The 24696-nt window shown below is 67.4% G+C and carries 25 protein-coding genes; 17 read left to right on the forward strand and 8 right to left on the reverse strand.

Features of this window, described 5'->3' with window-relative positions:
• Positions 1 to 85 precede the first annotated feature (85 nt).
• Positions 86 to 1462, forward strand: a complete 1377-nt coding sequence (gene ppnN / locus OXS31_RS15655; RefSeq protein WP_007160674.1) for a nucleotide 5'-monophosphate nucleosidase PpnN — start codon at positions 86 to 88, stop codon at positions 1460 to 1462.
• Between the two features lie 351 nt (positions 1463 to 1813).
• Positions 1814 to 4039, forward strand: a complete 2226-nt coding sequence (locus OXS31_RS15660; RefSeq protein ID WP_144957562.1) for a bifunctional diguanylate cyclase/phosphodiesterase — start codon at positions 1814 to 1816, stop codon at positions 4037 to 4039.
• On the opposite strand, the gene OXS31_RS15665 is transcribed toward OXS31_RS15660, so the two are convergent.
• Both OXS31_RS15665 and fpr read right to left on the reverse strand, forming a co-directional pair.
• Positions 4036 to 4722, reverse strand: coding sequence for a dihydrofolate reductase family protein (locus OXS31_RS15665; protein WP_181085204.1), 687 nt, complete (start codon positions 4720 to 4722; stop codon positions 4036 to 4038). The genes OXS31_RS15660 and OXS31_RS15665 overlap by 4 nt on opposite strands.
• A gap of 137 nt (positions 4723 to 4859) precedes the next feature.
• On the reverse strand, positions 4860 to 5639 hold the full coding sequence (gene fpr, locus OXS31_RS15670) for a ferredoxin-NADP reductase (protein WP_007160677.1): 780 nt from the start codon (positions 5637 to 5639) through the stop codon (positions 4860 to 4862).
• Positions 5640 to 5759: 120 nt separating this feature from the next.
• Between fpr and OXS31_RS15675 the strand changes: the two genes are divergently transcribed.
• Complete coding sequence (locus OXS31_RS15675; protein ID WP_027601504.1) at positions 5760 to 6692, forward strand: LysR family transcriptional regulator; 933 nt, start codon at positions 5760 to 5762, stop codon at positions 6690 to 6692.
• Here OXS31_RS15675 and OXS31_RS15680 read toward each other — a convergent pair whose 3' ends face one another.
• A complete protein-coding gene (locus OXS31_RS15680) occupies positions 6693 to 7130 on the reverse strand; it encodes a DUF4345 family protein (RefSeq protein ID WP_017638634.1) in 438 nt (145 codons plus the stop codon).
• A 185-nt stretch (positions 7131 to 7315) separates the two neighbouring features.
• Between OXS31_RS15680 and pdxY the strand changes: the two genes are divergently transcribed.
• Positions 7316 to 8209, forward strand: a complete 894-nt coding sequence (pdxY, locus tag OXS31_RS15685) for a pyridoxal kinase PdxY (protein ID WP_267400248.1) — start codon at positions 7316 to 7318, stop codon at positions 8207 to 8209.
• Positions 8210 to 8866: 657 nt separating this feature from the next.
• Here pdxY and dksA read toward each other — a convergent pair.
• Positions 8867 to 9271 (reverse strand): RNA polymerase-binding protein DksA, encoded by a 405-nt coding sequence (dksA, locus tag OXS31_RS15690; protein ID WP_007163086.1) that lies wholly within the window; start codon positions 9269 to 9271, stop codon positions 8867 to 8869.
• A gap of 192 nt (positions 9272 to 9463) precedes the next feature.
• Here dksA and OXS31_RS15695 point away from each other — a divergent pair, with 192 nt between their 5' ends.
• From OXS31_RS15695 to otnI, 6 genes are all read left to right on the forward strand, one after another.
• Positions 9464 to 10168, forward strand: a complete 705-nt coding sequence (locus OXS31_RS15695; protein ID WP_007163085.1) for a FadR/GntR family transcriptional regulator — start codon at positions 9464 to 9466, stop codon at positions 10166 to 10168.
• A 21-nt stretch (positions 10169 to 10189) separates the two neighbouring features.
• On the forward strand, positions 10190 to 11083 hold the full coding sequence (gene ltnD / locus OXS31_RS15700) for an L-threonate dehydrogenase (RefSeq protein WP_027601501.1): 894 nt from the start codon (positions 10190 to 10192) through the stop codon (positions 11081 to 11083).
• Between the two features lie 5 nt (positions 11084 to 11088).
• Positions 11089 to 12381, forward strand: coding sequence for a 3-oxo-tetronate kinase (gene otnK, locus OXS31_RS15705; RefSeq protein ID WP_267400252.1), 1293 nt, complete (start codon positions 11089 to 11091; stop codon positions 12379 to 12381).
• On the forward strand, positions 12378 to 13016 hold the full coding sequence (locus OXS31_RS15710) for an aldolase (RefSeq protein WP_144948281.1): 639 nt from the start codon (positions 12378 to 12380) through the stop codon (positions 13014 to 13016). Before otnK ends, OXS31_RS15710 begins: the two co-directional genes overlap by 4 nt.
• A gap of 139 nt (positions 13017 to 13155) precedes the next feature.
• A complete protein-coding gene (locus tag OXS31_RS15715; RefSeq protein WP_027601498.1) occupies positions 13156 to 14616 on the forward strand; it encodes an SLC13 family permease in 1461 nt (486 codons plus the stop codon).
• Positions 14617 to 14631: 15 nt separating this feature from the next.
• Positions 14632 to 15411, forward strand: coding sequence for a 2-oxo-tetronate isomerase (otnI, locus tag OXS31_RS15720; protein WP_267400255.1), 780 nt, complete (start codon positions 14632 to 14634; stop codon positions 15409 to 15411).
• A 245-nt stretch (positions 15412 to 15656) separates the two neighbouring features.
• Here the strand turns inward: otnI and OXS31_RS15725 are convergent, their stop codons facing one another.
• Entirely contained in the window at positions 15657 to 16208 is a 552-nt protein-coding gene (locus OXS31_RS15725) for a hypothetical protein (RefSeq protein ID WP_027601495.1), read from the reverse strand.
• Positions 16209 to 16310: 102 nt separating this feature from the next.
• Between OXS31_RS15725 and xseA the strand changes: the two genes are divergently transcribed.
• Both xseA and OXS31_RS15735 read left to right on the forward strand, forming a co-directional pair.
• The gene (xseA, locus tag OXS31_RS15730; protein ID WP_267400259.1) at positions 16311 to 17690 is read left to right on the forward strand and encodes an exodeoxyribonuclease VII large subunit; all 1380 of its coding nucleotides are present in this window, start codon (positions 16311 to 16313) and stop codon (positions 17688 to 17690) included.
• A gap of 73 nt (positions 17691 to 17763) precedes the next feature.
• Entirely contained in the window at positions 17764 to 18801 is a 1038-nt protein-coding gene (locus OXS31_RS15735) for a purine nucleoside permease (RefSeq protein WP_267400261.1), read from the forward strand.
• A 3-nt stretch (positions 18802 to 18804) separates the two neighbouring features.
• Here OXS31_RS15735 and OXS31_RS15740 read toward each other — a convergent pair whose 3' ends face one another.
• Positions 18805 to 18984, reverse strand: coding sequence for a hypothetical protein (locus OXS31_RS15740; RefSeq protein ID WP_027598327.1), 180 nt, complete (start codon positions 18982 to 18984; stop codon positions 18805 to 18807).
• A 159-nt stretch (positions 18985 to 19143) separates the two neighbouring features.
• Here OXS31_RS15740 and OXS31_RS15745 point away from each other — a divergent pair, with 159 nt between their 5' ends.
• From OXS31_RS15745 to OXS31_RS15755, 3 genes are all read left to right on the forward strand, one after another.
• Positions 19144 to 20250 (forward strand): L-dopachrome tautomerase-related protein, encoded by a 1107-nt coding sequence (locus OXS31_RS15745; protein ID WP_108583038.1) that lies wholly within the window; start codon positions 19144 to 19146, stop codon positions 20248 to 20250.
• A 76-nt stretch (positions 20251 to 20326) separates the two neighbouring features.
• The gene (locus tag OXS31_RS15750) at positions 20327 to 21148 is read left to right on the forward strand and encodes a peptidoglycan DD-metalloendopeptidase family protein (RefSeq protein ID WP_132831775.1); all 822 of its coding nucleotides are present in this window, start codon (positions 20327 to 20329) and stop codon (positions 21146 to 21148) included.
• 108 nt (positions 21149 to 21256) lie between these two features.
• Positions 21257 to 21463, forward strand: coding sequence for a hypothetical protein (locus OXS31_RS15755; RefSeq protein WP_042138558.1), 207 nt, complete (start codon positions 21257 to 21259; stop codon positions 21461 to 21463).
• A gap of 15 nt (positions 21464 to 21478) precedes the next feature.
• On the opposite strand, the gene OXS31_RS15760 is transcribed toward OXS31_RS15755, so the two are convergent.
• Complete coding sequence (locus tag OXS31_RS15760; protein ID WP_267400271.1) at positions 21479 to 22033, reverse strand: DUF488 domain-containing protein; 555 nt, start codon at positions 22031 to 22033, stop codon at positions 21479 to 21481.
• 6 nt (positions 22034 to 22039) lie between these two features.
• Positions 22040 to 22429 carry a DUF6491 family protein gene (locus OXS31_RS15765; protein ID WP_267400272.1) on the reverse strand — a complete coding sequence of 130 codons (390 nt, stop codon included), beginning with the start codon at positions 22427 to 22429 and terminating at the stop codon, positions 22040 to 22042.
• Positions 22430 to 22541: 112 nt separating this feature from the next.
• Here OXS31_RS15765 and OXS31_RS15770 point away from each other — a divergent pair, with 112 nt between their 5' ends.
• Together OXS31_RS15770 and OXS31_RS15775 are read left to right on the forward strand one after the other, a co-directional pair.
• Positions 22542 to 23822 carry a mechanosensitive ion channel family protein gene (locus tag OXS31_RS15770; RefSeq protein WP_027598333.1) on the forward strand — a complete coding sequence of 427 codons (1281 nt, stop codon included), beginning with the start codon at positions 22542 to 22544 and terminating at the stop codon, positions 23820 to 23822.
• A 29-nt stretch (positions 23823 to 23851) separates the two neighbouring features.
• Positions 23852 to 24520, forward strand: a complete 669-nt coding sequence (locus OXS31_RS15775) for a glutathione S-transferase (RefSeq protein WP_267400274.1) — start codon at positions 23852 to 23854, stop codon at positions 24518 to 24520.
• Positions 24521 to 24696 lie beyond the last annotated feature (176 nt).

Raw genomic sequence — 24696 nt, forward strand, 5'->3', positions numbered from 1 at the left:
CAACAATGACATTGCCGGATCGCATGAGGCGGTCCGCACCCGGCTACGGCCGCCGTTCGGCCGTATCACCGATAGGGAAGCATCTATGGCTCCAAGCAGACAGGTCATCAACGCTCAGGTCAGCCCCAAGGGCAGCCTGGAGACCCTTTCCCAGCGCGAGGTCCAGCAGCTCAGTGCCGCCGGCTCGGGCAACCTCTACCAGCTCTTTCGCCAGTGCGCCCTGGCCATCCTCAACACGGGCGCCCACAGCGACAACGCCAAGACCATCCTCGAGGCCTACCAGGACTTCGAGATACTCATCCACCAGCAGGACCGCGGCGTGCGCCTGGAACTGATCAATGCCCCGGCCGACGCCTTCGTCGACGGCGAGATGATCGCCAGCACCCGCGAGATGCTGTTCAGCGCCCTGCGCGACATCGTCTACACCGAGAGCGAACAGAGCAGTCTGCGCATCGATCTGGAAAGCTCCGAGGGCATCACTGACTACGTCTTCCACCTGCTGCGCAACGCCCGCACCCTGCGCGCCGGCATGGAGCCGAAGATGGTGGTCTGCTGGGGCGGTCACTCCATCAGCACCGAGGAATACAAGTACACCAAGAAGGTCGGTCACGAACTCGGCCTGCGCAGCCTGGACATCTGCACCGGCTGCGGCCCGGGCGTGATGAAGGGCCCGATGAAGGGCGCCACCATCGCCCACGCCAAGCAGCGCATTCAGGGCGGCCGCTACCTGGGCCTCACCGAGCCGGGCATCATCGCCGCCGAGGCGCCCAATCCCATCGTCAACGAACTGGTGATCCTGCCCGACATCGAGAAGCGCCTGGAGGCCTTCGTCCGCGTTGGCCACGGCATCATCATCTTCCCGGGTGGCGCCGGCACGGCGGAGGAATTTCTCTATCTGCTGGGCATCCTCATGCACCCGGACAACCGGGACATCCCCTTCCCGGTGGTGCTCACCGGGCCGCAGAGCGCCGCGCCCTACCTCGAGCAGCTGCATGCCTTCATCGGCGCCACCCTGGGCGAAGCCGCCCAGCGCCACTACCAGATCGTGGTCAACGATCCGGTCGAGGTGGCCCGGCAGATGGCCCAGGGCCTCAAGGCGGTCAAGCAGTTCCGCCGCGAGCGCCACGACGCCTTCCACTTCAACTGGCTACTGCGCATCGAGGAAGGCTTCCAGCGCCCCTTCGATCCCACCCACGAGAACATGGCCGCCCTGCAGCTGACCCATGCCGTGCCGCCGCACGAGCTGGCCGCCAACCTGCGCCGCGCCTTTTCCGGCATCGTCGCCGGCAACGTCAAGGCCAAAGGCATCCAGCTGATCGAGGAACGGGGGCCCTACGAAATCCATGGCGATCCCGACATCATGCGGCCGCTGGATCGGCTGCTGCAGGCCTTCGTCGAACAGCACCGGATGAAGCTGCCCGGCGGTGCGGCCTACGAGCCCTGCTATCGCGTGGTCAGCTGAATCCTTTCACGTTGGCCTTTTTGGCCGATTTCCTCCCGTCATGACCGTTCGTCCACATCCTGTTCGACGAACGGTCATGATGCTGGCCAGGTGATATCAAAAAGTCGCTAGCCAGCTATCCAGAGCGCTTCGCTGATTCGCGTCCGGAGGGTGATGGAAGTCACTTTGCCGCGCTGAAAAAACCTTGCGCGCTAACTGCATGGCTCCGCGTTAAAGCCCCTCTTCACCACGCCGATAGGGCAAGGCAAGCTAATCTCAGAGCGCAGGTTGCCGTAGTGAAATCTACCCGGGCGGAGATCCCGCCGGGCCGTCTTCCTCCAGCCGCGCCAGACTTCCTGCCGAGGCCACGGAATGAACAACTGGCTGGGACTCGACTTCCTCGTCGCCCCTCTCGCCCAAGAGCAGGTGCACCTGCACGGCCAGCACAATGGCTGGCTGGTCGCCCTCGCCTATCTGGTGGCGGTCAGCGCCTGCTATGTCACCCTGGTGTTCGCCGAGCGCATCGGCCAGACCCGCACCCTGGCCCGGCGCCGCGCCTGGAGCCTGATGGGCGCCCTGAGCTTCGGCTTTGGCGTCTGGGGCATGCACTTCATCGCCATGCTGGCCTTTACCGTGCCCACCCGGGTGCACTACGACCTCTTCATCACCCTGGCCTCGCTGCTGATCGTGGTGCTGGCCGGACTCATGGCCATGCCCGCCCTCAGCCAGCCCGACCTCACCCTGGGCCAGCGGCTCAAGGCCGGCACGGTGCTGAGCGTGGGCATCGTGCTCATGCACTACACCGGCATGGCTGCGGTGCACACCGAGGCCATGGTGCTCTATCGCCCGCTGCCCTTCCTGCTGTCGATCGGCATCGCCGTAGGGGCGAGCTTCGCCGCCCTGCAGCTGATCCAGATCTTTCGTCGCCACTACACCGGCATCTATCGCTGGCTGCGCATCGCCACCGCCCTGGTGATGGGCCTGGCGATCGCCGCCATGCACTTCACTGGCATGTGGTCCATGGTGCTGGTCGCCCCGGCCGAGACCGCAGACGCCCTGCAGGGCGCCAGCAATTCCTGGCAGCTGGGGGTGGGCATCGCCATCATCGCCCTGCTGCTGGTGGTAGGTGGCCTGGGCGCGGCCTGGGCCGATCGCCAGCTGCAGCGCAAGGAAAACGACCTGGAGCGGGTCAATTCCCTGGTCGGCCAGCTCGACGAGGCGCGCGCCTCGCTGCAACAGGCCGCGCACTACGATCCCCTCACCGACCTGCACAATCGCCGCGCCTTCAACCAGGCCTTCGCCGAGATCCTCGAGCGCCATGCCCAGCAGGGGCGCAGCCTGGGGGTGATGTTTCTCGACATCGATCACTTCAAGCGCATCAACGACAGCCTCGGCCACGACGCCGGCGACCAGTTGCTGGTGGCCATGGCCAAGATCATTCGCGAGGCGGTGCGTGACGGCGACCTGGTGGCTCGCTTCGGTGGCGACGAGTTCTGCATCCTGGCCAGCCTCGCCGGACCCGAAGAGGCCCGGCACCTGGCCCAGCGCATCCTGGAGCGCCTGCGCAATCCCGTCACCATCGGCAACCGCACCCTGGTGATGACCACCAGCATCGGCATCAGCCTCTATCCTCGCGACGGCGGCTGCTGCGAAGAGCTGCTCAAGAGCGCGGATCTCGCGCTCTACCTGTCCAAGGGCAATGGCCGCAACACCTTCAGCTTCTTCGACGAGACCCTCCGCGAGAAGATCTCGCTGCAACTGGAGCTGGAGGCCGAACTACGCGAAGCCCTGGTCGAGGAGCGCGGCCTGCAGCTCTACTACCAGCCGATCCTCGACGTCGCCAGCGGTCAGCTGGACAAGGCCGAGGCCCTGATCCGCTGGGACCATCCCCGCCTCGGCATGCTGGCGCCCAACCACTTTCTCGGCGTGGCCGAGGCCAACGGCTTCGTCGAAGAGCTGGACGCCTGGGTGCTCCGGCGGGCCTGCAAGGACCTGGCCGAGCTGACCGCCGCTGGCCTCACGGAGCTGCGCATCGCAGTCAACTGCTCGGCGCTGAGCCTGAGCAACGACGCCCTCCCCGGGCAGATCGCCTGGCGGCTGGACGACCACCAACTGTCGCCGCGGCGCCTGGAACTGGAGGTGACCGAAAATGCCCTGGTCAAGAACGTGCAGCCCACCGCCGAGCTGTTGCAGCGCATTCGCGACCTGGGCGTGACGGTGTCCATCGACGACTTCGGCACCGGTTACTCCTCGCTCGCCTACCTCAAGCGCCTGCCGATCGACACCGTGAAGATCGACCGCTCCTTCGTCACCGGGCTGGCCGAGGGCAACGCCGATCACCAGATCGTCCAGGCCATCATCGGCATGGCCCGGCCGCTTAAGCTCAAGGTCACCGCCGAGGGCGTCGAGCATCTGGAGCAGCTGCGGCTGCTGTGCGCCCTGGGCTGCGACTTCATCCAGGGCTATCACATCAGCCGACCGGTCCCCCTGGCCCAGGTGCCCGAGGTGATCGCCCGCTATGCCAGCGGGGTCTGCCCACTGCAGGCCCAGGCGGAGGTGGATGCCGACGCCCTGGCGCTGGCCAGGGCGCTCGGCTAGCCGCGCCGATAGCGCAGCCAGACGCTGCCGTCGTCCTGGGCTTCGGCCGTATCCAGCTTGAGGTACAGCGGCTGCTGCCAGGCCTGCTCGGCGATCTCGAAGGAGGCCGGATGGGCGCCACGGCCGTCCACCAACGGGATGATCAGCACACTGATCTCGTCCACCAGGCCGGCGGCGACAAAGGAGCCGCTGACGTGGGGACCGCCCTCCACCACCAGCCGCTCGATGCCCAGTTCTGCGTTGAGCAATTCCAGCACCGCTGCCAGATCCAGTTCGTCCTTGCCACCGAAGACGTAGGAGGCACCGATGTTCTGCAGGTGCGTCAGGTAGTCGTCGCTGACGCCTTCGGTCAGCACCGCCACCACGTGGGAATCCAGGGCCTCGTTCTTTTTCCAGGCCACCTTGCCGTGGGGATCGATGGCGATGGCGTACTTGGCGGCATCGCGCTTGGCGAAATGGTGAGTGCGCGGGATGGGCGCCTGGGCGACGCCGGTGGGATAGCCCTCGCCGTGGGCGATCTCTTCCATGGTCACCCGGCCGCAGGCCCAGGCATCGAAGGCGAAGCGCTCGGCCAGGCGCTCGTAGGTGGTATCGGCCTGTTTCTTGACGGCGCGATCCCAGCCATCGGTGAGGGCGTGACCGTCGACCGACGACATCATATGGCAGATCACATAGGGCTTCATGGGGGCTCCCGGCAATGGCGTGTCGCCATGACACGCCCTGCAGCAACCGACCGGTCCGCCGCCGGGGGAGTTCAGCCCGTCGGGCCGCGGAAACGAAAAACCCGCCGGAGGGCGGGTTTTCGGGGAGCCGGGTCGCGTTACTTCTCGACGAAGGCGCGCTCGATCAGGTAGTCGCCCGGATCGCCCATGCGCGGCGAGATGGTCAGGCCGAATTCGTTCAGCACGGCGCTGGTCTCGTCCAGCATGCTCGGGCTGCCGCAGATCATGGCGCGGTCGTCCTGCGGATTGATCGGCGGCAGGCCGATGTCCGCAAACAGCTTGCCACTGCGCATCAGGTCGGTCTGACGACCCTGGTTGCGGAATTCCTCGCGGGTGACCAGGGGGTAGTAGATCAGCTTCTCGCGGACCAGGTCGCCGATGAACTCGTGCTCGGGCAGGGTCTTGGTGATGAAGTCGGCATAGGCCAGCTCGTTCACGTAGCGCACACCATGGACCAGGATCACCTTCTCGAAGCGCTCGTAGGTTTCCGGATCCTGGATGGTGCTCAGGAAGGGCGCCATGCCGGTGCCGGTGCTCAGCAGATAGAGGTGCTTGGCGGGCTTGAGGTCGCTGAGGATCAGGGTGCCGGTGGGCTTGCGGCTGACCATCAGGTTGTCGCCTTCCTTGAGGTGCTGCAGGCGCGAGGTCAGGGGGCCGTCCGGCACCTTGATGCTGAAGAACTCCAGGTGCTCTTCGTAGTTGGGGCTGGCGATGCTGTAGGCGCGCATCAGCGGACGACCGCCTTCGGTTTCCAGGCCGATCATCACGAACTGACCGTTCTCGAAACGCAGGCCCGCGTTGCGGGTGGTCTTGAAGCTGAACAGGGTGTCGTTCCAGTGATGAACGCTCAGGACGCGCTCGGTGTACAGGTTGCTCATCGATGACTCCAGGAAAAATCGGTACAGCCCGGGGCTGGATAGAAATTGCGCGACAGTTTATAGAGGGGGAAAATATCCGTGAAATGAATAATTCGAATATAGGTTATCCAAAAGGCAGATATGAGATTCACGTTGCGTCAACTCGAGGTCTTCGTCGCCGTGGCGCGCCAGGAAAGCGTTTCCCGGGCGGCCGAGGCGCTCAGTCTGTCGCAGTCGGCCACCAGCACCGCCCTGGGCGAACTGGAGCGGCAATTCGACTGCCGGGTATTCGACCGCGCGGGCAAGCGTTTGACGCTCAACGCCCTGGGCCGGCAGTTGCTGCCCAAGGCGGTGGCCCTGCTCGACCGCAGCGCCGAGGTGGAAAATCTGCTGCGCGGCAAGACCGGCTTCGGCTCCCTGGAGGTCGGCGCCACCCTCACCATCGGCAACTACCTGGCGACCCTGCTGCTGGGCGACTTCATGCAGCGCCATCCCGACTGCCGGGTGCGACTGCACGTGCACAACACCGCCAGCGTGGTGCAACGCATCGCCAACCATGACATCGACCTCGGCCTGATCGAAGGCGATTGCCAGCATCCGGATCTGGAGGTGCAGCCCTGGATCGAGGATGAGCTGGTGGTGTTCTGCGCGCCCGGACACGTCCTGGCAGGCAGGGAGGCCACCCAGGCCGAACTGGAAGCCCAGGCCTGGATCCTGCGCGAACAGGGTTCCGGCACCCGCCTGACCTTCGACCAGGCCATGCGCCATCACGCCCAGCCGCTGGACGTGCGGCTGGAGCTGGAACACACCGAGGCCATCCTGCGCGCGGTGGAATCGGGACTGGGCATCGGCTGCCTGTCGCGGCTGGCGCTGAGAGACGCCTTCGCCCGCGGCACCCTGGTGCCCATCGCGACCCCGACCCTGGATCTGCGCCGCCAGTTTTGCTTCATCTGGCACAAGCAGAAGTACCAGACCGGGGCCATGGTCGAATTTCTCGACCTCTGTCGCCAGCTGACCCTGGGCCTCGCCCGCAGCGATCAAATCGACACCGCGCGGCCCCGGCCAGGGCGCTAGTCACTGGCCCTGGTAGATCCGGCGATTCTCCAGCTCCCGCTGCTCGTGGCGGCGGTGCGCGCGCAACGCCAGCAGCGCCAGGACGCCGATCACCAGGCGATAACCCTGGGAATAGAGATCCAGCTCGGCGGTGGCCGATTCGCCCAGTACGCCGCTGATCAGGCGCACCACGAACAGCGTCAGCTGCACGAAGGCCACCAGCAGCAGGCCGGCCGACAGCCACTCCGCCCGCCGGAAGGCCAGGACCGCGAACAGCGCCAGGGCGAATTGCATGCCGCCGTACCAGACCCGCGCCTCGGCCACCGAGGCCGAATCCATCAGCACCATGCCGCGGGCATTGGCCATCTCATAGGGATAGAACCAATGCGCCAGGGCGAGTCCAAACCAGACCAGGGCCTGCAGACCCAACACCAGACGTGCGAAGCGAAGCTCGGACATTCCCCGTTTCTCCTTGGGGCCAGAGGTGAATGACAGCCGCTCCAGTGTAGCCAGCGCCGGGAGCGATCTGCACTGCCGATGCAGACCGCCACAGGCGGGTTAGGGTTCGCCGGAAGCGCTGGGGTAAGCTGCAGGCCTCCACCTTTCCGGCTCCTGACCCCGAGCCCGCCGCCCGAGAGATCGCCATGCCCGCCGCCCTGCCCGCCCAGCCGCCGCTGGTGCTGTCCATCCAGTCCCATGTCGCCTACGGCCACGTCGGCAACGCTGCCGCTACCCTGCCGCTGCAACTGCTCGGCCTGCAGCCGGTGGTGGTCAACACGGTGCAATTCTCCAATCACACCGGCTACGGCGAATTCAAGGGCCAGGTCTTTCCGCCCGAACACATCCACGACGTGCTCGACGGCCTGCGCGCCCGCGGGGTGCTGGAGCGCTGCGTGGCGGTGCTCTCCGGCTACCTGGGCGACGCCGCCATCGGCGAGGTGATCCTCGGCGTGGTGCAGGAGATCCGCCGTCAGCGCGGCGACCTGCAGTATCTCTGCGATCCGGTGATGGGCGACGTCGGCCGCGGCATCTTCGTGCGCCCCGGCATTCCCGACTTCCTGCGCCGCCGCGCCATCGAACAGGCCAGCCTGATCACCCCCAACCAGTACGAATTCGAGTTGCTGCACGGCCAGCCACTGGCCGACACCGCCGACGCCGTGGCCGCTGCCCGCTTGCTGCTCGGCCGCCCTGGTCAACCGGGGCCCAAGACCATCGTCATCACCAGCCTGCGCACCCCGGATCTGCCGATCGACGTCCTCAGCACCCTGGTGGTGGAGGCCGCGGACGCCTGGCTGGTGCAGACGCCCTACCTGGATCTGCAGCCGCTGCCCAACGGCATGGGCGATGTCTTTTCCGCGGTGCTGCTGGGCCAGTTGCTCAACGGCCAGTCCACGCCCGCCGCGGCGTCCCATGCGGTCAGCGCCCTCTACGCCCTGGTCGCCCGCACCGCCCCCGGCAGCCGTGACCTGCCGCTGATCGCCGCCCGCGAGCAGATCGTGCGACCGGGCGAGTTGTTCGAGGCGCAGCGGTTGCCGTAGGTGGGGTTGAGCGTAGCGAAGCCCATGGGTGCCGGGCGCTGTTGGGCTTCGACGGTGCAGCCGTCTCAACCCAACCTACGGGTCCGCTTTGCCCCCTCTCCCCCAGGGAGAGGGTTGGGGTGAGGGAAGCCCTTCACGTCTGAGCCCTTGAACGCGTGGAAAACGCTGCGCGGTTTTCCACCCTACGTCCCATGCAGGGTCCTCCGCCGCTCCATACCGCCCCCTCTCCCCCCGGGAGAGGGTTGGGGTGAGGGCAACCCTTCACGCCTGAGCCTTTGAACGCGCGGAAAACGCTGCGCGGTCTGCCACCCTACGCCCCTTGCAGGATCCTCCGCCGCTCCATACCGCCCCCTCTCCACCTGGGAGAGGGTTGGGGTGAGGGAAGCCCTTCACGCCTGAGCCCTTGAACGCGTGGAAAACGCTGCGCGGTTTTCCACCCTACCCCCCATGCAGGGTCCTCCGCCGCGCCATACCGCCCCCTCTCCCCCTGGGAGAGGGTTGGGGTGAGGGCAACCCTTCACACCTGAGCCCTTGAACGCGTGGAAAACGCTGCGCGGTTTTCCACCCTACGCCCCTTGTAGGGTCCTCCGCCGCTCCCTACCGCCCCCTCTCCCCCAGGGAGAGGGTTGGGGTGAGGGAAGCCCAACCGCGAATCCCTCACGACGACTGCAGATGCCGCTCCCGCTGTTCCTGGCGCTCCTTGGCTTCCACGCTGAGGGTCGCGGTGGGTCTCAGCAGCAGCCGCGCGAGGCCGATAGGCTCGCCGGTCTCCTGGCACCAGCCGTAGTCGTCGCGGGCCAGGCGCTCCAGGGCGGCGTCGATCTTGTCCAGCAGCTTCTTTTCCCGTTCCAGCTGGCGCAGTTGCCACTGGCGTTCCTGCTCGGCATTGCCGATGTCAGCCGGATCGCCGTGGGTGTCCAGGCCGCGCAGGTCTTCCACCTGCTCGTCGATCAGGCGCTGCAGATCGCCACGCTGGGTCAGCAGCAACTGGTGAAAGAATGCGCGCTGGACCTCGTTCATGTAGTCCGCGGCAGGTAGCGCCAGCAGTTCTTCAGCGGTCATCGACCAGCCCTCCATCCGTAAATGTTATATTATAACACTTAATAGCCGCTCTAGCCCGCCCCTGCCAGCCGTAGAATCCATCACAAAAATTCCGTAGTGCCTCAGCCCAAACCACTACACAAAGGCAAAAGCCTGTGCGAAAGTAGCGCCACAACCTGTATGACAACCTTACAACCACATAAGCAGGTCTCCATGTTCGCCAAGGTTCCCGCCAATGTCCTGAGCGACAATGTCGCTCAGCAGCTGCTGGACAAGATCGAAGCCGGCGTCTTCGCCCCCGGCAGCAAGATCCCCAGCGAAGCCCTGCTCTCCGAAGCCTTCGGCGTCAGCCGTACCGTGGTGCGCGAGGCCATCTCCCGCCTGAAGAACGAAGGCGTGCTGCAGCCCCAGCAGGGTCGCGGCATCTTCGTCACCGCTCACGCCAGCATCCGTCCGCTGCGTATCGACGCCGACGAAGCCAGCCTGCCCGGCAGCGTCTTCCACCTGCTGGACCTGCGTCGTGCCATCGAGGCCGAAATCGCCTCCGAAGCCGCCATCAACCGCAGCGAGACCGATCTGGTCGCCATCGACGAGGCCCTGGCCGCCATCGACGAAGAGGTCGCCGACGGCCATGACGGCGTACGCGCCGACGTGGCCTTCCATCGCACCATCGCCCAGGCCACCGGCAATCCCTACTTCATCAGGACCCTGGAATTCGTCAGCCAGTACCTCGAGACGGCCACCCGCATCACCCGCACCAACGAGGCGCGGCGCGAGGACTTCTCCCGTCAGGTGCACGAAGAACACCAGGCCATCGTCGCCGCCATTCGCCTCGGCGATCCCCTGGCCGCCGCCAACGCCGCCCGCCAGCACATCTACAACGCCGCCCGCCGCCTGCGGCAGGCCGGCTTCGCCTGACCTTTTACGGAGAACAACAAGATGCAAGACAACGTCGGTGTCATCGGCCTCGGGGCCATGGGTCTGGGCGTCGCCCGTTCGCTGCTGCGGGCCGGCTTCGCCGTGCATGCCTGCGACGTGCGCGCCAGCGTGCTGGAAGCCTTCGCCAGCGAAGGCGGCGTGGCCTGTACCTCGCCGGCGGCCCTGGCCGACAGCTGCGACATCCTCATCACCGTGGTGGTCAACGCCGAGCAGACCGAAGCCGTGCTGTTCGGTGAGCAGGGCGCGGTTGCCGCCCTGCGTCCGGGCAGCCTGGTGATCGCCTGCGCCACCGTGGCTCCGGCCTACGCCGTGGAGCTGGGCGAGCGCCTGGCCGAGCGCGGCATCCTGCTCCTGGACGCCCCGCTGTCCGGGGGCGCCGCCAAGGCCGCCAGTGGCGAGATGACCATGATGACCTCCGGCACCGCGGAAGCCTATGCCAAGGGCGAAGCGGTCCTGGCCGCCATGGCCGGCAAGGTCTATCGCCTGGGCGACGCGCCCGGCCAGGGTTCCAAGGTCAAGATCATCAACCAGCTCCTGGCCGGGGTGCACATCGCCGCCTCCGCCGAGGCCATGGCCCTGGGCCTGCGTGAAGGCGTCGATCCGGAGGCCCTCTACGAGGTCATCACCCACAGCGCCGGCAACTCCTGGATGTTCGAGAATCGCGTGCCGCACATCCTCAAGGCCGACTATACCCCGCTGTCCGCCGTGGACATCTTCGTCAAGGACCTGGGCCTGGTGCTGGATACCGCGCGCACCTCGAAATTCCCGCTGCCGCTGTCGGCCACCGCCCACCAGATGTTCATGCAGGCCTCCACTGCCGGCTACGGGCGTGAAGACGACTCGGCGGTGATCAAGATCTTCCCGGGCATCGAGTTGCCCAAGGCCGCGGAGTGATCCCGATGAGCGCGACCGAGACCCGCCCGCTGCTGGGCTGCATCGCCGACGACTTCACCGGCGCCACCGATCTCGCCAACATGCTGGTGCGCGGCGGCATGCGCACCGTGCAGGTGATCGGCGTGCCCGCTGCCGACGCCGAACTGGAAGCCGCCGACGCCGTGGTAGTGGCGCTGAAATCCCGCACCACACCAGCGGCCGAGGCGGTGAGCGAATCCCTGGCCGCCCTCGCCTGGCTGCGCCAGCGTGGCTGCCGGCAGTTCTTCTTCAAGTACTGCTCGACCTTCGACTCCACCGCGGAAGGCAACATCGGCCCGGTGGCCGAGGCCCTGCAGGAGGCGCTGGACTGCGACTTCACCCTGGCCTGCCCGGCCTTCCCGGAGACCGGCCGCACCTTGTTTCGCGGCCACCTGTTCGTACAGGACCAGCTGCTCAGCGAATCCGGCATGCAGCACCACCCGCTGACGCCCATGAGCGATGCCAACCTGGTGCGGGTGCTGCAGGCCCAGAGTCGCGGCAAGGTAGGGCTGCTGCGCTACGACCAGGTCGCCAAGGGCCCCGAGGCCGTGCGCGCGGCCATCGCCGAGCTCCGGACTTCGGGTCATCGTCTGGCCATCGCCGATGCCCTGTCCGACGCCGATCTGCACACCCTGGGCGCGGCCTGTGCCGAGCTGCCCCTGGTGACTGGCGGTTCGGGCATCGCCCAGGGCCTGCCGGAGAATTTCCGCCGCGCCGGTCTACTGCAGGCGCACGACGCCGCCGCCCTGGAGTTGCCCACCGGTGGCGAAGCCGTGCTGGCCGGCAGTGCGTCCCAGGCCACCAATGGCCAGGTCGCTGCCTGGCTGGAAGCCGGTCGCCCGGCCCTGCGCCTGGATCCGCTGGCGCTGGCCCAGGGCGACGAGTCCATCGACGCCGCCCTCGCCTGGGCGCGCGAGCAGGACCAGGCCGTGCTGATCTATGCCACCAGCCCCGCCGACGAGGTCAAGGCCATCCAGCGCGAGCTGGGCGTGGCGCGCGCCGGTGAACTGGTGGAGCGTGCCCTGGGCCAGATCGCCCGCGGCCTGTTCGACCGTGGCGTACGCCGTCTGGTGGTGGCCGGTGGCGAGACCTCCGGCGCCGTGGTCCAGGCCCTGGGCGTACAAGCCCTGCGCATCGGCGCCCAGATCGATCCGGGCGTGCCGGCCACCCTCGGCCAGGTGCAGGGCGAACCCCTGGCCTTGGCGCTCAAGTCCGGCAATTTCGGCAGTCGCGACTTCTTCGCCAAGGCCCTGCGCCAGCTGGCGGGAGAACAGCCATGAGCGCCGAAGCCCGGCTACGCGAAGAGATCTGCACCGTCGGCGCCAGCCTCTATGCCCGCGGCTACACCGTGGGCAGCGCCGGCAACATCAGCGCCCGCCTGGAAGACGGCTGGCTGATCACCCCCACCGATGCCTGCCTGGGTCGCCTCGATCCGGCGGCCATCGCCAAGGTCGGCCTGAACGGCGACTGGGTCTCCGGCGACAAGCCGTCCAAGACCCTGGCCCTGCATCGCCAGGTCTATGACCGCAATCCCGGCGTGGGCGGCGTGGTGCATACCCACTCCACCCACCTGGTGGCCCTGACCCTGGCCGGCGTCTGGCGCCCGGACGACATCCTGCCGCCCATCACCCCCTACCAGGTGATGAAGGTCGGTCATATCCCGCTGATCCCCTACGCCCGCCCCGGCGCCGCCAGCGTCGCCGAGCAGGTGGCGCAACTGGCCAACCGGGTCCGCGGTGTGATGCTCGAACGCCTCGGTCCGGTGGTCTGGGAAAGCAGCGTGAGCAAGGCCAGCTTCGCCCTGGAGGAGCTGGAAGAAACCGCGCGGCTGTGGCTGCTGACCGAGCCGCGCCCGGCGCCGCTGGATGCCGCCGCGCTGGCCGAACTGGCGGAGACCTTCGGCGCCGTCTGGTGACCTGAAGCCCGCGCTACCGCAATACCCCCACGATGGCCCTAGTTGGCCGTCGCGGGATCGGCTTGCCCTGGAAAAACAACAATAGCGAGGAAAGTGCCATGTCCCACGTCGTCAGCCCCACCCGCCCGGAGTCCCGTTCATGAGTCCGTTGCTGCTGGTCCTCATCGCCGCGGCGGGCATCGCCCTGCTGCTGTTCCTGGTTCTCAAGTACAAGTTCCAGCCCTTCGTGGCGCTGATGCTGGTGAGCATCCTGGTGGCCCTGGCCGCCGGGGTCGAGCCGTCCAAGCTGGTGGCCACCATCGAAGGCGGCATGGGCAAGATCCTAGGCCACATCGCCATCATCATCGCCCTGGGCGCCATGATCGGTCGCATCATCGAACTCTCCGGTGGCGCCGAGGCCCTGGCCAAGACGCTGATCGAGCGCTTCGGCAACCGACGCACGCCGCTGGCGCTGACCCTGGCCGGCTTTCTGGTCGGTATCCCGGTGTTCTTCGAGGTCGGCGTGATCGTGCTGATGCCGCTGGCCTATGGCATCGCCCGCACTGCGCGCAAGCCGCTGATCGTCTTCGCCCTGCCGATGTGCGCCACCATGCTCACCGTGCACGCCATGCTGCCGCCCCACCCGGGCGCCGTGGCCGCCGCCGGCCAGCTGGGCGCGGATCTCGGTCGGGTGCTGCTGTTCGGCCTGCCGATCACCGCCGTGCTGGCCCTGATCGGCTGGTGGGTGGCCGGGCGCATGACCCGTCGTCACTACCCCATGACCGACGACATCCGTAGCGACGTCTATGGTCCGCAGATCACCGACACCCACCTGCAGCAGTGGGGCCGCGGCCAGGACATGGCGCCCGGCCTGCCCAGCCTCGGCGCCGCCGCGGTCAAGGTCGACGAGACCCCGGCCGGCCTCGCCGCCGGTCTGCCGCCCGCCCCGGCCCCCGGCTTCGGTCTGGTGGTGACGCTGATCCTGCTGCCCATCGTGCTGATCCTGCTGGGTACCCTTGCCACCAGCTGGCTGCCCGCCGGCAACCTGCTGCGCGACATCCTCACCGTGGTCGGCGCGCCCCTGGTGGCCCTGCTGATCGACACCCTGCTGTGCGCCTATGTGCTGGGCTTCCGCCGCGGCTGGTCGCGCGAGCAGGTCTCGGACGTCATCGGCTCGGCGCTGCCCGGCGTAGCCATGGTCATCCTCATCGCCGGTGCCGGCGGCGTCTTCGGCAAGGTGCTGGTGGACACCGGCATCGGCGCGGTGGTCTCGGAGCTGCTGCGCGCCACCGGCCTGCCGGTGCTGGCGCTGGGCTTCGTGCTGACCCTGCTGCTGCGCGCGGTCCAGGGCTCCACCACCGTGGCCCTGGTCACCACCGCCGGCATCCTCGGCCCGCTGATCGCCACCCTGGACCTCTCGGCCAACCACATGGCCCTGCTGTGCCTGGCCATGGGCGCCGGCGGCCTGGCCGTGTCGCACATCAACGACGCCGGCTACTGGATCTTCACCAAGCTGGTCGGCCTGAGCGTCGCCGACGGCTTGCGTACCTGGACTGTCCTGACCACCCTGCTGGGGTGCCTGGGCTTCGCCATCACCCTGCTGCTCTGGCCCTTCGTCTGATCTGGGAGACAAGCCATGCCCCGCTTCGCCGCCAACCTCAGCATGCTCTACCCCGAGCATGCCTTCCTCGACCGCTTCGCCGCCGCCGCGGCGGATGGTTTCCAGGCCGTGGAATACCTCTTTCCCTATGAGCACACCGCCGCCGAGATCAAGGCCCGGCTGGACTCCGCCGGCCTGACCCAGGTGCTGTTCAATGCCCCACCCGGTGACTGGGCCGCTGGCGAGCGCGGCCTGGCCGCCCTGCCCGGTCGCGAGGCCGAGTGCCGCGCCGGCATCGACCGCGCCCTGGACTACGCCGCCGTGCTGGGCAATCGCCTGGTGCACGTGATGGCTGGGCTGCTGCCCACCGGGGTCGACCGGGCCCGCGCCCGCGACACCTACCTGGGCAACCTCGCCCATGCCGCCGAGCAGGCGGCCAAGGCCGGGGTGACGATCCTCATCGAGCCGATCAACCCGCGCGACATGCCCGGCTATTTCCTCAATCGCCAGGACGACGCCCAGGCCATCCGCCAGGCCATAGGCGCTGACAATCTGAAGGTGCAGTTCGACTGCTACCACTGCCAGATCGTCGAGGGCGACGTCAGCAAGACCTTCGAGCGCGACTTCGCCGGTATCGGCCACGTGCAGATCGCCGGCGTCCCTGACCGCCACGAACCGGACCTGGGCGAGCTGTACTATCCCTACCTGTTCGAACGCTTCGACGCCCTCGGCTACGACGGCTGGATCGGCTGCGAGTACCGCCCGCGCGGTGATACCTCGGCGGGGCTGGAGTGGTTGCGCAGGTTGCAGGCATAAGAGACGTAGGTTGGGTTGAGCGCAGCGAAGCCCAACATCCCACACATCCAGCCGCGCGTGCCTGTTGGGCTTCGACGAAAAAGCCATCTCAACCCAACCTACCATCAAACACCGTGCCCGGTGGAAAACGCTACGCGGTTTTCCACGCTACGGATCTATCGCTCTATCGCGGCCATGGGCCGCTCCTACAGATGAATCGGAGCCTGTAGGAGCGGCCCATGGCCGCGATAGATATCTAAAAACCCTTAGACCTCAACCACCGCCAACGGCTGCCCCAGCCTTCTCCGGAATTCCTCCAGGAAGGCCGGAGCGAAGGCCCGTGCCGGCCAGTGGTTGAAGATGAAGCCCAGGTCGGAAAAGGCGCAGGGCTGGGGGAAGTCGAAGCCGTTGATGTCGTCTTCGTGATCGCATTCCGGGCAGGCGAAGTTGTCGCTTTCCGCCGGCATCCACACCTCCAGGTGCTCGAACAGCGCCTCGCCGATCTCACGGCGGCAGGCAGGGCAACGCGCCCGCCCCTCGAAGCCGTCCAGCGGGGTGAAGATGCAGCGCTCGGTGACGATCTCCAGACCGCCATCGGCATAGTCGCGCGGATCGTCCATGCCCGGCGCCAGGCGCAGCACCTCGGTCAGTCGCGGACCCGGCGCATGGCCCCGCCGGCCGCGGCTGGGCAGGCAGGGCGAGGCCTCGGCCCGGACCACGCCGCTGGCGGCGAGCCAGCCAAGGATCTCCACGGCGGTGCGCTCCACCCGTGGATGGCTGGAAATGCGGGGAGCGAGGATGGTCTGGCGCAGGGTCATGGAGCGCGGGTCTCGAAGAATGGGGCGCGCAGCTTAATCCGCTGCTCGCCGCGCGCCCATAGCTGCTAAGGTGAGGCCGACGAAAGCCATAGAAAGCGCCCCATGTTCAAGGACCCCTTCGCCCGCCTCGGTCTCGACCGCGAGGTGCTCAGCGTCAGCCAGCTCAACAGCCGCGCCCGGGTGCTGCTGGAGGACGTCTTCGCCCAGGTCTGGGTCGAGGGCGAGATCTCCAACCTGGCCAAGCCGGCGTCCGGCCATCTCTATTTCACCCTCAAGGACGGCCAGGCCCAGGTGCGTTGCGCGCTGTTCCGCCAGCACGCCAGCCGGGTGCGCCAGACGCTGCGCGACGGCCTGGCGGTCAAGGTGCGCGGCAAGGTCTCGCTGTTCGAAGGCCGCGGCGACTACCAGCTGATCCTCGACAGCGTCGAACCGGCCGGCGACGGCGCCCTGCGCCTGGCCTTCGAGGCGCTCAAGGAGCGGCTGGCCGCCGAAGGCCTGTTCGCCGCCGAACGCAAGCGCCCGCTGCCCGCCCATCCGCAGCGCATCGGCATCGTTTCCTCGCCGACCGGCGCGGTGATCCGCGATATCGTCAGCGTCTTCAAGAGACGCGCGCCCCAGGTGGAGCTGACCCTGATCCCCACCGCGGTGCAGGGTCGCGAGGCCACCGCCCAGATCGTCCGCGCCCTGCAACTGGCCGACCGCCAGGGCTTCGATGCGCTGATCCTGGCCCGGGGCGGTGGCTCTCTGGAAGACCTCTGGTGTTTCAACGAAGAACCCGTGGCCCGCGCCCTGGCCGCCTGCCAGACCCCGGTGGTGAGCGCCGTCGGCCACGAGACCGATGTCTCCATCGCCGACTTCGTCGCCGATGTCCGTGCCCCTACCCCGTCGGCGGCCGCGGAATTGCTCGCGCCCCATAGCGCCGACCTGCGCCTGCGCCTGGACGGCCTGCATCGCCAGCTGCTCCTGCGCATGCGCGAACGCCTGGCCCGGGAACGCCTGCGCCTGGAGGCCTGCAGCCGCCGCCTGCGCCATCCCGGCGAACGACTGCGCCAGCAGGCCCAGCGGCTGGACGACCTGGATCTGCGCCTGAGACGCGCCTATGTCATCGCCCAGAATCGCCGACGCGATCGCCTGGCGCACCTGGACACCCGCCTGGCCGGCCAGCATCCCGGGCGCCAGTTGGCTATGTTGCGCCAGCGCCTGGAGCAACTGGCCGAGCGGCTGCCCCGGGTCATGCAGCGCCAGCTGAAGGAGCGCCAGCAACGCCTGGCCGGCACCGTGCAGACGCTGCAGATCGTCAGCCCCCTGGCGACCCTGGGTCGCGGCTACAGCATCCTGCTCGACGAGCGGGGCCATGCCGTGCGGTCCGCCGCCGAGGTCGCCAATGGGCAAAAGCTCATTGCCCGCCTCGCCGAGGGCGAACTGGCGGTGCGGGTACTGGACAATCACCAAGAACCCACCACTCTGTCTCTGTTGGACTAATCGGTCCAACCCGGACCGATGGTGGCATGTATCTTGAACCCTCGGTCAGGATTTCCCCCTACCGAGGCCCTCCATGCATTCCCTTCTGCGCGCTTCCCTGTTTCCCCTCACCACCGCCCTGCTGGCCGGCGCGGCCCAGGCCGCGACCCCGCCCGCCGCGCCGCTGCAACCCAAGGTCATGCTCGTGGCGATGTTCGCCCCCGAGGCCCAGACCTGGATCGATCGCCTCAAGCTCACCCATAAGGTCGCCGTCGACGGCCTGTCCGCCGACTATCCAAATGTGCTCTGCAATGAGGCACGGGTGTGCCTGATGACCACTGGAATGGGGCACGCCAATGCCGCCGCCTCGACCCTGGCGCTGACTCTATCGCCCAAGTTCGACCTCAAACACACCTACTTCCTGATCGCCGGCATCGCCGGGATCAGTCCCAAGGAAGGCACCCTGGGCACCACCGCCTGGGCGCGCTACCTGGTGGACTTCGGCATCCAGTGGGAGCTCGATCCCCGCGACGTGCCCAAGGACTGGCCCACCGGCTACCTGGGCATCAACACCCGGGGGCCGGGCGAGAAACCGCCGCTGGACTACAAGACCGAGGTGTTCGAACTCAATGTGCGGCTGAGGGACAAGGCCTATGCCCTGTCCCGCCAGGCCGAGCTGACGGAAAGCGCGGAATCCAAGGCCTGGCGCCAACGCTACGATTACGCCCCGGCCAACCAGCCGCCGGTGGTGACCCGCTGCGACACCCTGGCCGGCGACACCTGGTATTCCGGCACCCGCCTCTCCGAACGTGCCGAGGAGTGGACCCGCCTGCTCACCAACGGCCAGGGCCGCTACTGCACCACCCAGCAGGAGGACAACGCCACCTACGAGGCCATGCTGCGCGCCAGCCGCCTGGGCAAGGTCGACCTGCAGCGCCTGGCGGTGGTCCGTGCCGGCTCGGACTTCGACCGCCCGGCCAAGGGCGCCTCCGAGGTCGACAACCTGCTCGACTACGCCAAGCAGGGCGGTTTCGCCCCGGCGCTGGAAAATCTCTATCGCACCGGCAATCCGCTGGTGCAGGAGATCGTCGAACACTGGGATGTCTGGCAGCAAGGCGTGCCGGCGAGCTGAGCCCTACTGGCGGGGCTGCTCCACGGTTCGCTCGGGTGACTGGGTAGCCGGATCGCTGCCCGGCGCGCTCTTTTGCACCACCTCGCTGCGCTGGGGTGGTGGCGTTTCCGGCGACTTGTCGCAACCGGCGAGCAGAGCGCCGAGGGTCAGCAGGGCCAGGCTGCTGGTGATGAGACGAGGCATGGTCTTCTCCCTTGGGATTTGAAGGAGGACCCCGGGATTTCCACGGACGTTCCCGCCGGGGCCAGGGCCGGCCGGCCGTCGGCCCCGGCGATCTTCCAGGCGGCTGGCGCAGTCGTACCTGCAGGACCGGCCCTTCCGGTCACCCATCAGGAATCCGCCATGCCCAGACCCGCCCTCTCCCGCCTCGCCCTGGCCACCCTGCTGACCGCCCTGCCCCTGGCACCGGTCGCCCTGGCCGCCGAATCCAGCGCCAAACTGGAAAAGGTCGCCAGCTTCGATCACCAGGTCACCGGCGTCACCGTCAGCGAGAGCGGACGGATCTTCGTCAACTTCCCCCGCTGGACCGAAGACAGCGAGGTCTCGGTCGCTGAACTCAAGCCCGATGGCAGCCTGGTGCCTTATCCGGACCCGGCCTGGAACGGCTGGCGCAATGCCAAGCGCGACGAGCTGACTCCGGGCAACCACTGGGTCTGCGTGCAATCCGTGGTGGCCGACGGTCGCGGCAGTCTCTGGGTGATCGATCCGGGCGCTCCGGCCCAGGCGCTGGTGGTGCCCGGCGCACCCAAGCTGGTCAGGATCGACCTGGCCAGCAACCAGGTGAGCAAGGTCTATGCGCTGGACGAAAGCGTGGCGCCCCAGGGCAGCTACCTCAACGACGTGAGATTCAGCCCGGACGGTCGCCACGCCTATATCACCGATTCCGGTGCCCGCGGCGCCCTGGTAGTCCTGGATCTGGAGAGCGGCAAGGCGCGGCGCGCCCTGGATGGCGATCCGAGCACCCAGGCCGAGAAGGGCGTCAAGGTCAAGGCCGATGGCGAGCCGCTGATGCGTCCGGATGGCCGCGGCGTGGAATTCTCCGCCGACGGCATCGCCCTCTCCCCGGCAGGCGACTACCTCTACTGGCAGGCGGTCAAGGGCAATACCCTCTACCGCATCGCCACCGCGGCGCTGCAGGGCGACGACCTCGCCAGCCTGCCGGCCAAGGTGGAAAAGGTCGGCGAGAACGGGCCGGCCGATGGCCTGCTGATGGACCCGCAAGGGCGCCTCTATGTCAGCGCGGTGGAAGACCATGCGGTGAAGATCCGCGAGAACGGCCAGCTCACCACCCTGGTGCAGGACAAGAAACTGATCTGGCCGGACACCTTCGGTCGCGGACCGGATGGCACCGTCTATGTCACGGATTCGCGCATCCCCGAGATGAGCTTCTTCGATCCCAAGCAGAAGCCGGCCCTGGAAACCGTGCTCTACAAGATCGTGCCCAACTGACGAAGCGGGCTGCGGGCACCTTGCCCTGCGGCCCTCGCCTGCTCCAGCATGGGCGTTTTCGCCGTTGGAAAACCCCATGTCCCGCCTGCTGCCCCTGCTCTGCTGCCTGTTCCTCGCCCTGCCCGCACATGCCGGTACCTACCTGCAACGCCTGCTGGACAAACCCGTGCCGGGCGGCGTCGCCGTGGTGCCGATCCCCGGCGACGCGGCGCCGCGGGTGCGCTACCAGGGCAAGCCGGTGCTGGTGGTCAAGGACGGCAACGGCTGGGTGGCCATCGTCGGCATCCCCCTGGGCACCGCCGCGGGTCGCCAGCCGCTGGAGGTCGCCGGCGCAGCACCCCAGGCCTTCACGGTCGGTAGCCGCCACTATGCTGAGCAGCGCATCACCCTGAAGAACCAGCGCCAGGTCACGCCCAATCCCGAGGACCTCAAGCGCTTCGAGCGCGAACTGGCCGAACAGCAAGCCGCCTACCGGCTATTCTCGCCGAACCAGCCCAGCAATCTGCTCCTCGACAAGCCGGTGGACGGCCCGCTCTCCAGCCCCTTCGGCCTGCGTCGCTTCTTCAATGGCCAGGAGCGCAATCCGCATTCCGGCCTGGACTTCGCGGTGCCCGCCGGCACCCCGGTCAAGGCGCCCGCGGCCGGCAAGGTGGTGCTGGTGGGCGACTACTTCTTCAACGGCAAGACGGTGTTCGTCGACCACGGCCAGGGGCTGATCAGCATGTTCTGCCATCTCTCCCGCGTCGACGTCCAGGTCGGCCAGGAGGTGCCCCGTGGCGGGGTGGTCGGTCGCGTCGGCAGCACCGGGCGCGCGACCGGCCCGCACCTGCACTGGAACGTCAGCCTCAATGACGTGCGCGTCGATCCGAGCATCTTCATCGGCGCCTTCAAGCCCTGAACAGTGGCAAACAATTGGTAGCAGTCGCAGGCATTGCCAGACAGCCGGCTTCGGCTTAAAAGGAACGCCCTTTCTTTCCTGCGGCCGCCCGGGCCTGGAGCCGACGCCATGACTGAGAAACCCCGCTTCGGCAGTGCCCTCGGCAGCATCCTGCTGGTCGCAGCGGCCTGCTACCTGCTGGTCGGCTTCTCCCAGGGGTTCGTGCTGTCGGCCTGGTCCTGGCGCACCTGGGTGGTATACGCCGTGCTGGTCAGTGTCTATCCCATCGGCCTCTATGCCGGCTGGTGGAAGAAGCGCGAGCCGGTCGAGCGCTAAATTCGCTTTTCTTTCCTAGCCCCAGCCATGGCGCGCATAGGCCTGCTGCAGCCGCTCCTCTCGCGAGCTGAACAGATCGCCATCCGCCAGCCCAGTCGCGGCCAGTAGCCGGTCCTCCAGCTCGGCCTGGGATTCCAGCCGACCGTCCGCATGGATATGGGTCACTGCCAGGCCCCACCGCACCAGGCAGGGCGCCACCAGCAGGCCACGATGACAGGTCAGGGGATCGCGCTCGGCGCAGAGCAGGGCGATGCGCCAGCGGGCCTGGCCCTGCTCCAGCCGCAGCAATCCCTGCTGGAACGGCGCGCTGGCGGCCAGGCGGTCATAGCGCAGCTGTCCGTCCTCGTAATGCGCTGGGTCCGGGCTGCGCGCGCCCAGCTCCCGGCCCAGGAACACATAGGCGATCCCCGCCGCGGCCAGACCGTCGCGCAGGGCCTCGCGGCGATACTGGGGCACATGGCGGCTATAGGGTTGGGAGCGCACATCGGCCACCGCCGTCACCCCCTGCGCCTGCAGCAGCTCGACATAGCGCGCCAGCGGATGATTGGAATGACCGAGGGTCAGGATCATGGGATTTCAGCGCCAGGGATCGAGGCGATACAGCCCGCCGATGGGGCACTCCATACGGTTGCCCCGGGCATCGGTGGAGACGAGGACGTCACCCGGGCGCAGGCCGGCAGCCCGCGAGCGATAGCCGAGGCGATTGCCAGCGGCCAGATTGCGGCAGGGCACGGCGAAGTCCACCAGGTAGGCGCGGCCCAACCCGGTGCCCAGCGCCAGGTGCCGGGTGTCCAGGTAGTGCCAGCCGGACAGATCGAAGCCCAGGATGGTGTCCAAGGCCGCGCTCTGCCGATAGCCGAGGTCGGCCAGGCGATCGTCCAGGGTCGGCGGTCCGAAGGGACGCCCGGCGCAACCGGCGAGCAGCAGCACGGCGACGAGGGTGAAAAAGGCAGGGAGAACGCGCATGGAAATTTTCCTGGAAGGGCTGAACCTTGGACCGACCACGGGCGCCGAATACGGCATGCTGGGCGCAGCTTTGCTAACGTGGCGCCCGTAGTATCCCGTCAAGAGACCCCCTATGCCCACGGCCCTGACCAACCTGATCGACGACCTCGAAAAACACCCGCAACTGCTCACCCTGGTCGCCTGCCTCGGCCTGCTGCTGGCGGCCTGGGTGCTCAACTGGATCGTCAAGCGCATCCTGGTGCGCGGCTTCTATCGCCTGCTGCGCAGCACCTCCTTCGGTCAGGACCAGGAGCTCAATCACCACCGCGTCATCGGCCGGCTGGCCAACATAGTCCCGGCCCTGGTGCTGTCGATCGGCATCGAACTGGTGCCCGGGCGCCCCGAGGCCCTGGTCACCGTGGTGCAGAACGTCTGCAGCGCCTTCATCGTGCTGACCATCGCCCTGGCCCTGGGCAGCGCCCTGAACGTGGTCAACGTGCTCTATTCGCGCCGGCCCTCGGCGCGGCTCAAGCCGATCAAGGGCTATGTCCAGGTCAGCAAGATCGTCATCTACGCCATCGCGGTCATCCTGATGATCGCCACCCTGATCGACCGCTCGCCGCTGATCCTGCTCTCCGGCCTCGGCGCCATGGCCGCGGTGCTGCTGCTGATCTTCCAGGACACCCTGCTCTCCCTGGTGGCCAGCGTGCAGATCTCCAGCAACGACATCATCCGCGTCGGCGACTGGATCGAGATGCCCCAGCTCAACGCCGACGGCGACGTCATCGACATCGCCCTGCACACGGTCAAGGTGCAGAACTTCGACAAGACCATCACCACCATCCCCACCAAGAGATTCATCACCGACTCCTTCCGCAACTACCGCGGCATGCAGGAAGCCGGTGGCCGACGGATCAAGCGCGCGCTCAACATCGACCAGAACAGCGTGCACTTCCTCAGCGACGCCGAGCGCGAGCACCTGCACCGCTTCAACCTGCTGGACGACTACCTCACCGCCAAGGAACAGGAACTGGCGGACTGGAATCGCAAGCTGGAAAAACGCGGCCAGGAGCCGGTCAACACCCGCCGGGTCACCAACCTGGGGACCTTTCGCGCCTATGTGGAACGCTATCTGCGCGCCCATCCCGGAGTGCACCAGGGCATGACCCTGCTGGTGCGCCAGATGCCGCTCTCCAGCGAGGGTCTGCCGGTGGAGATCTACTGCTTCACCAACACCACGGTGTGGGCGCAATATGAGGGCATCCAGGGGGACATCTTCGACCACCTGCTCTCCATCCTCCCGGAATTCGGCCTCCATGTGTTCCAGCACCCGAGCGGACGCGATTTCCGCATGCGGCTGGAGCCAACCGAGGCCATGACCTCCCTCGGCGAACCGGGCACCCCGGCGCCCTGACCCGCCCGCTCCAGGCCTAAGGAAAGACCATGATCGTCGTCCACCACCTGAACAACTCCCGCTCCCAGCGGGTGCTCTGGCTGCTCGAAGAGCTCGGTATCGAATATCGGGTGCAACGCTACGAGCGAGCAGCGGGCGGCCTGTTCGCCCCGCCGGGGTTGCGCAAGGTGCATCCGCTGGGCAAGTCGCCGGTGATCGTCGACGGCGACCTGACCCTGGCCGAATCCGGCGCCATCGTCGACTACCTGGCGCGGCGCTACGGCCCGCAATTACTGCCCGCCCAGGACAGCCCGGAGTTCGTGCGCTACACCTACTGGCTGCACTATGCCGAAGGCTCGGCCATGACCCCGCTGCTGCTCAAGCTGGTGTTCGACCGCATCGCTAGCTCGCCCATGCCCTTCTTTGCCAAACCCATCGCCAAGGGCATCGCCGCCAAGGCCACGGCCAGCTTCATCCAGCCCCAGCTCGACCTGCACCTGGACTACCTGGAAAGCCAGCTGGGCGAAAGCGGCTGGTTCGTCGGCGATAGCTTCACCGCGGCCGACATCCAGCTCAGCTTCCCCCTGGAAGCCGCCGCCAGCCGCGCCGGTCTGGACAATGGCAAGCGCCCCAAGCTGGTGGACTTCCTCAAGCGCATCCATGCACGTCCGGCTTATCAGCGGGCATTAGAGCAGGGTGGGCCCTACGTCTACGCCTGAAGGCTGGGCTCGTTGGGCTTCGCTAGACGCTCAACCCAACCTACAGTGCCTGTACCTTTCTCCCCCTGGAGAGGGCTGGAATGAGGGAAAACCCCAGCCCGTAGCGTGGAAAACCGCGCCAGCGTTTTCCACTGACGGCACAGCACCTTACCCGCGTGGACAAGGCAGCGCCGTTG

It is taken from the genome of Pseudomonas sp. GM_Psu_1, from assembly GCF_026544185.1.
In the GTDB taxonomy this organism is placed as follows: Bacteria; Pseudomonadota; Gammaproteobacteria; order Pseudomonadales; family Pseudomonadaceae; genus Chryseomonas; species Chryseomonas oryzihabitans.

Coding starts and splice junctions, on each gene's coding strand:
- ppnN (WP_007160674.1), top strand. CDS start 86: ATGGCTCCAAGCAGACAGGTCATCAACGCTCAGGTCAGCCCCAAGGGC.
- OXS31_RS15660 (WP_144957562.1), top strand. CDS start 1,814: ATGAACAACTGGCTGGGACTCGACTTCCTCGTCGCCCCTCTCGCCCAA.
- OXS31_RS15665 (WP_181085204.1), bottom strand. CDS start 4,722: ATGAAGCCCTATGTGATCTGCCATATGATGTCGTCGGTCGACGGTCAC.
- fpr (WP_007160677.1), bottom strand. CDS start 5,639: ATGAGCAACCTGTACACCGAGCGCGTCCTGAGCGTTCATCACTGGAAC.
- OXS31_RS15675 (WP_027601504.1), top strand. CDS start 5,760: ATGAGATTCACGTTGCGTCAACTCGAGGTCTTCGTCGCCGTGGCGCGC.
- OXS31_RS15680 (WP_017638634.1), bottom strand. CDS start 7,130: ATGTCCGAGCTTCGCTTCGCACGTCTGGTGTTGGGTCTGCAGGCCCTG.
- pdxY (WP_267400248.1), top strand. CDS start 7,316: ATGCCCGCCGCCCTGCCCGCCCAGCCGCCGCTGGTGCTGTCCATCCAG.
- dksA (WP_007163086.1), bottom strand. CDS start 9,271: ATGACCGCTGAAGAACTGCTGGCGCTACCTGCCGCGGACTACATGAAC.
- OXS31_RS15695 (WP_007163085.1), top strand. CDS start 9,464: ATGTTCGCCAAGGTTCCCGCCAATGTCCTGAGCGACAATGTCGCTCAG.
- ltnD (WP_027601501.1), top strand. CDS start 10,190: ATGCAAGACAACGTCGGTGTCATCGGCCTCGGGGCCATGGGTCTGGGC.
- otnK (WP_267400252.1), top strand. CDS start 11,089: ATGAGCGCGACCGAGACCCGCCCGCTGCTGGGCTGCATCGCCGACGAC.
- OXS31_RS15710 (WP_144948281.1), top strand. CDS start 12,378: ATGAGCGCCGAAGCCCGGCTACGCGAAGAGATCTGCACCGTCGGCGCC.
- OXS31_RS15715 (WP_027601498.1), top strand. CDS start 13,156: ATGAGTCCGTTGCTGCTGGTCCTCATCGCCGCGGCGGGCATCGCCCTG.
- otnI (WP_267400255.1), top strand. CDS start 14,632: ATGCCCCGCTTCGCCGCCAACCTCAGCATGCTCTACCCCGAGCATGCC.
- OXS31_RS15725 (WP_027601495.1), bottom strand. CDS start 16,208: ATGACCCTGCGCCAGACCATCCTCGCTCCCCGCATTTCCAGCCATCCA.
- xseA (WP_267400259.1), top strand. CDS start 16,311: ATGTTCAAGGACCCCTTCGCCCGCCTCGGTCTCGACCGCGAGGTGCTC.
- OXS31_RS15735 (WP_267400261.1), top strand. CDS start 17,764: ATGCATTCCCTTCTGCGCGCTTCCCTGTTTCCCCTCACCACCGCCCTG.
- OXS31_RS15740 (WP_027598327.1), bottom strand. CDS start 18,984: ATGCCTCGTCTCATCACCAGCAGCCTGGCCCTGCTGACCCTCGGCGCT.
- OXS31_RS15745 (WP_108583038.1), top strand. CDS start 19,144: ATGCCCAGACCCGCCCTCTCCCGCCTCGCCCTGGCCACCCTGCTGACC.
- OXS31_RS15750 (WP_132831775.1), top strand. CDS start 20,327: ATGTCCCGCCTGCTGCCCCTGCTCTGCTGCCTGTTCCTCGCCCTGCCC.
- OXS31_RS15755 (WP_042138558.1), top strand. CDS start 21,257: ATGACTGAGAAACCCCGCTTCGGCAGTGCCCTCGGCAGCATCCTGCTG.
- OXS31_RS15760 (WP_267400271.1), bottom strand. CDS start 22,033: ATGATCCTGACCCTCGGTCATTCCAATCATCCGCTGGCGCGCTATGTC.
- OXS31_RS15765 (WP_267400272.1), bottom strand. CDS start 22,429: ATGCGCGTTCTCCCTGCCTTTTTCACCCTCGTCGCCGTGCTGCTGCTC.
- OXS31_RS15770 (WP_027598333.1), top strand. CDS start 22,542: ATGCCCACGGCCCTGACCAACCTGATCGACGACCTCGAAAAACACCCG.
- OXS31_RS15775 (WP_267400274.1), top strand. CDS start 23,852: ATGATCGTCGTCCACCACCTGAACAACTCCCGCTCCCAGCGGGTGCTC.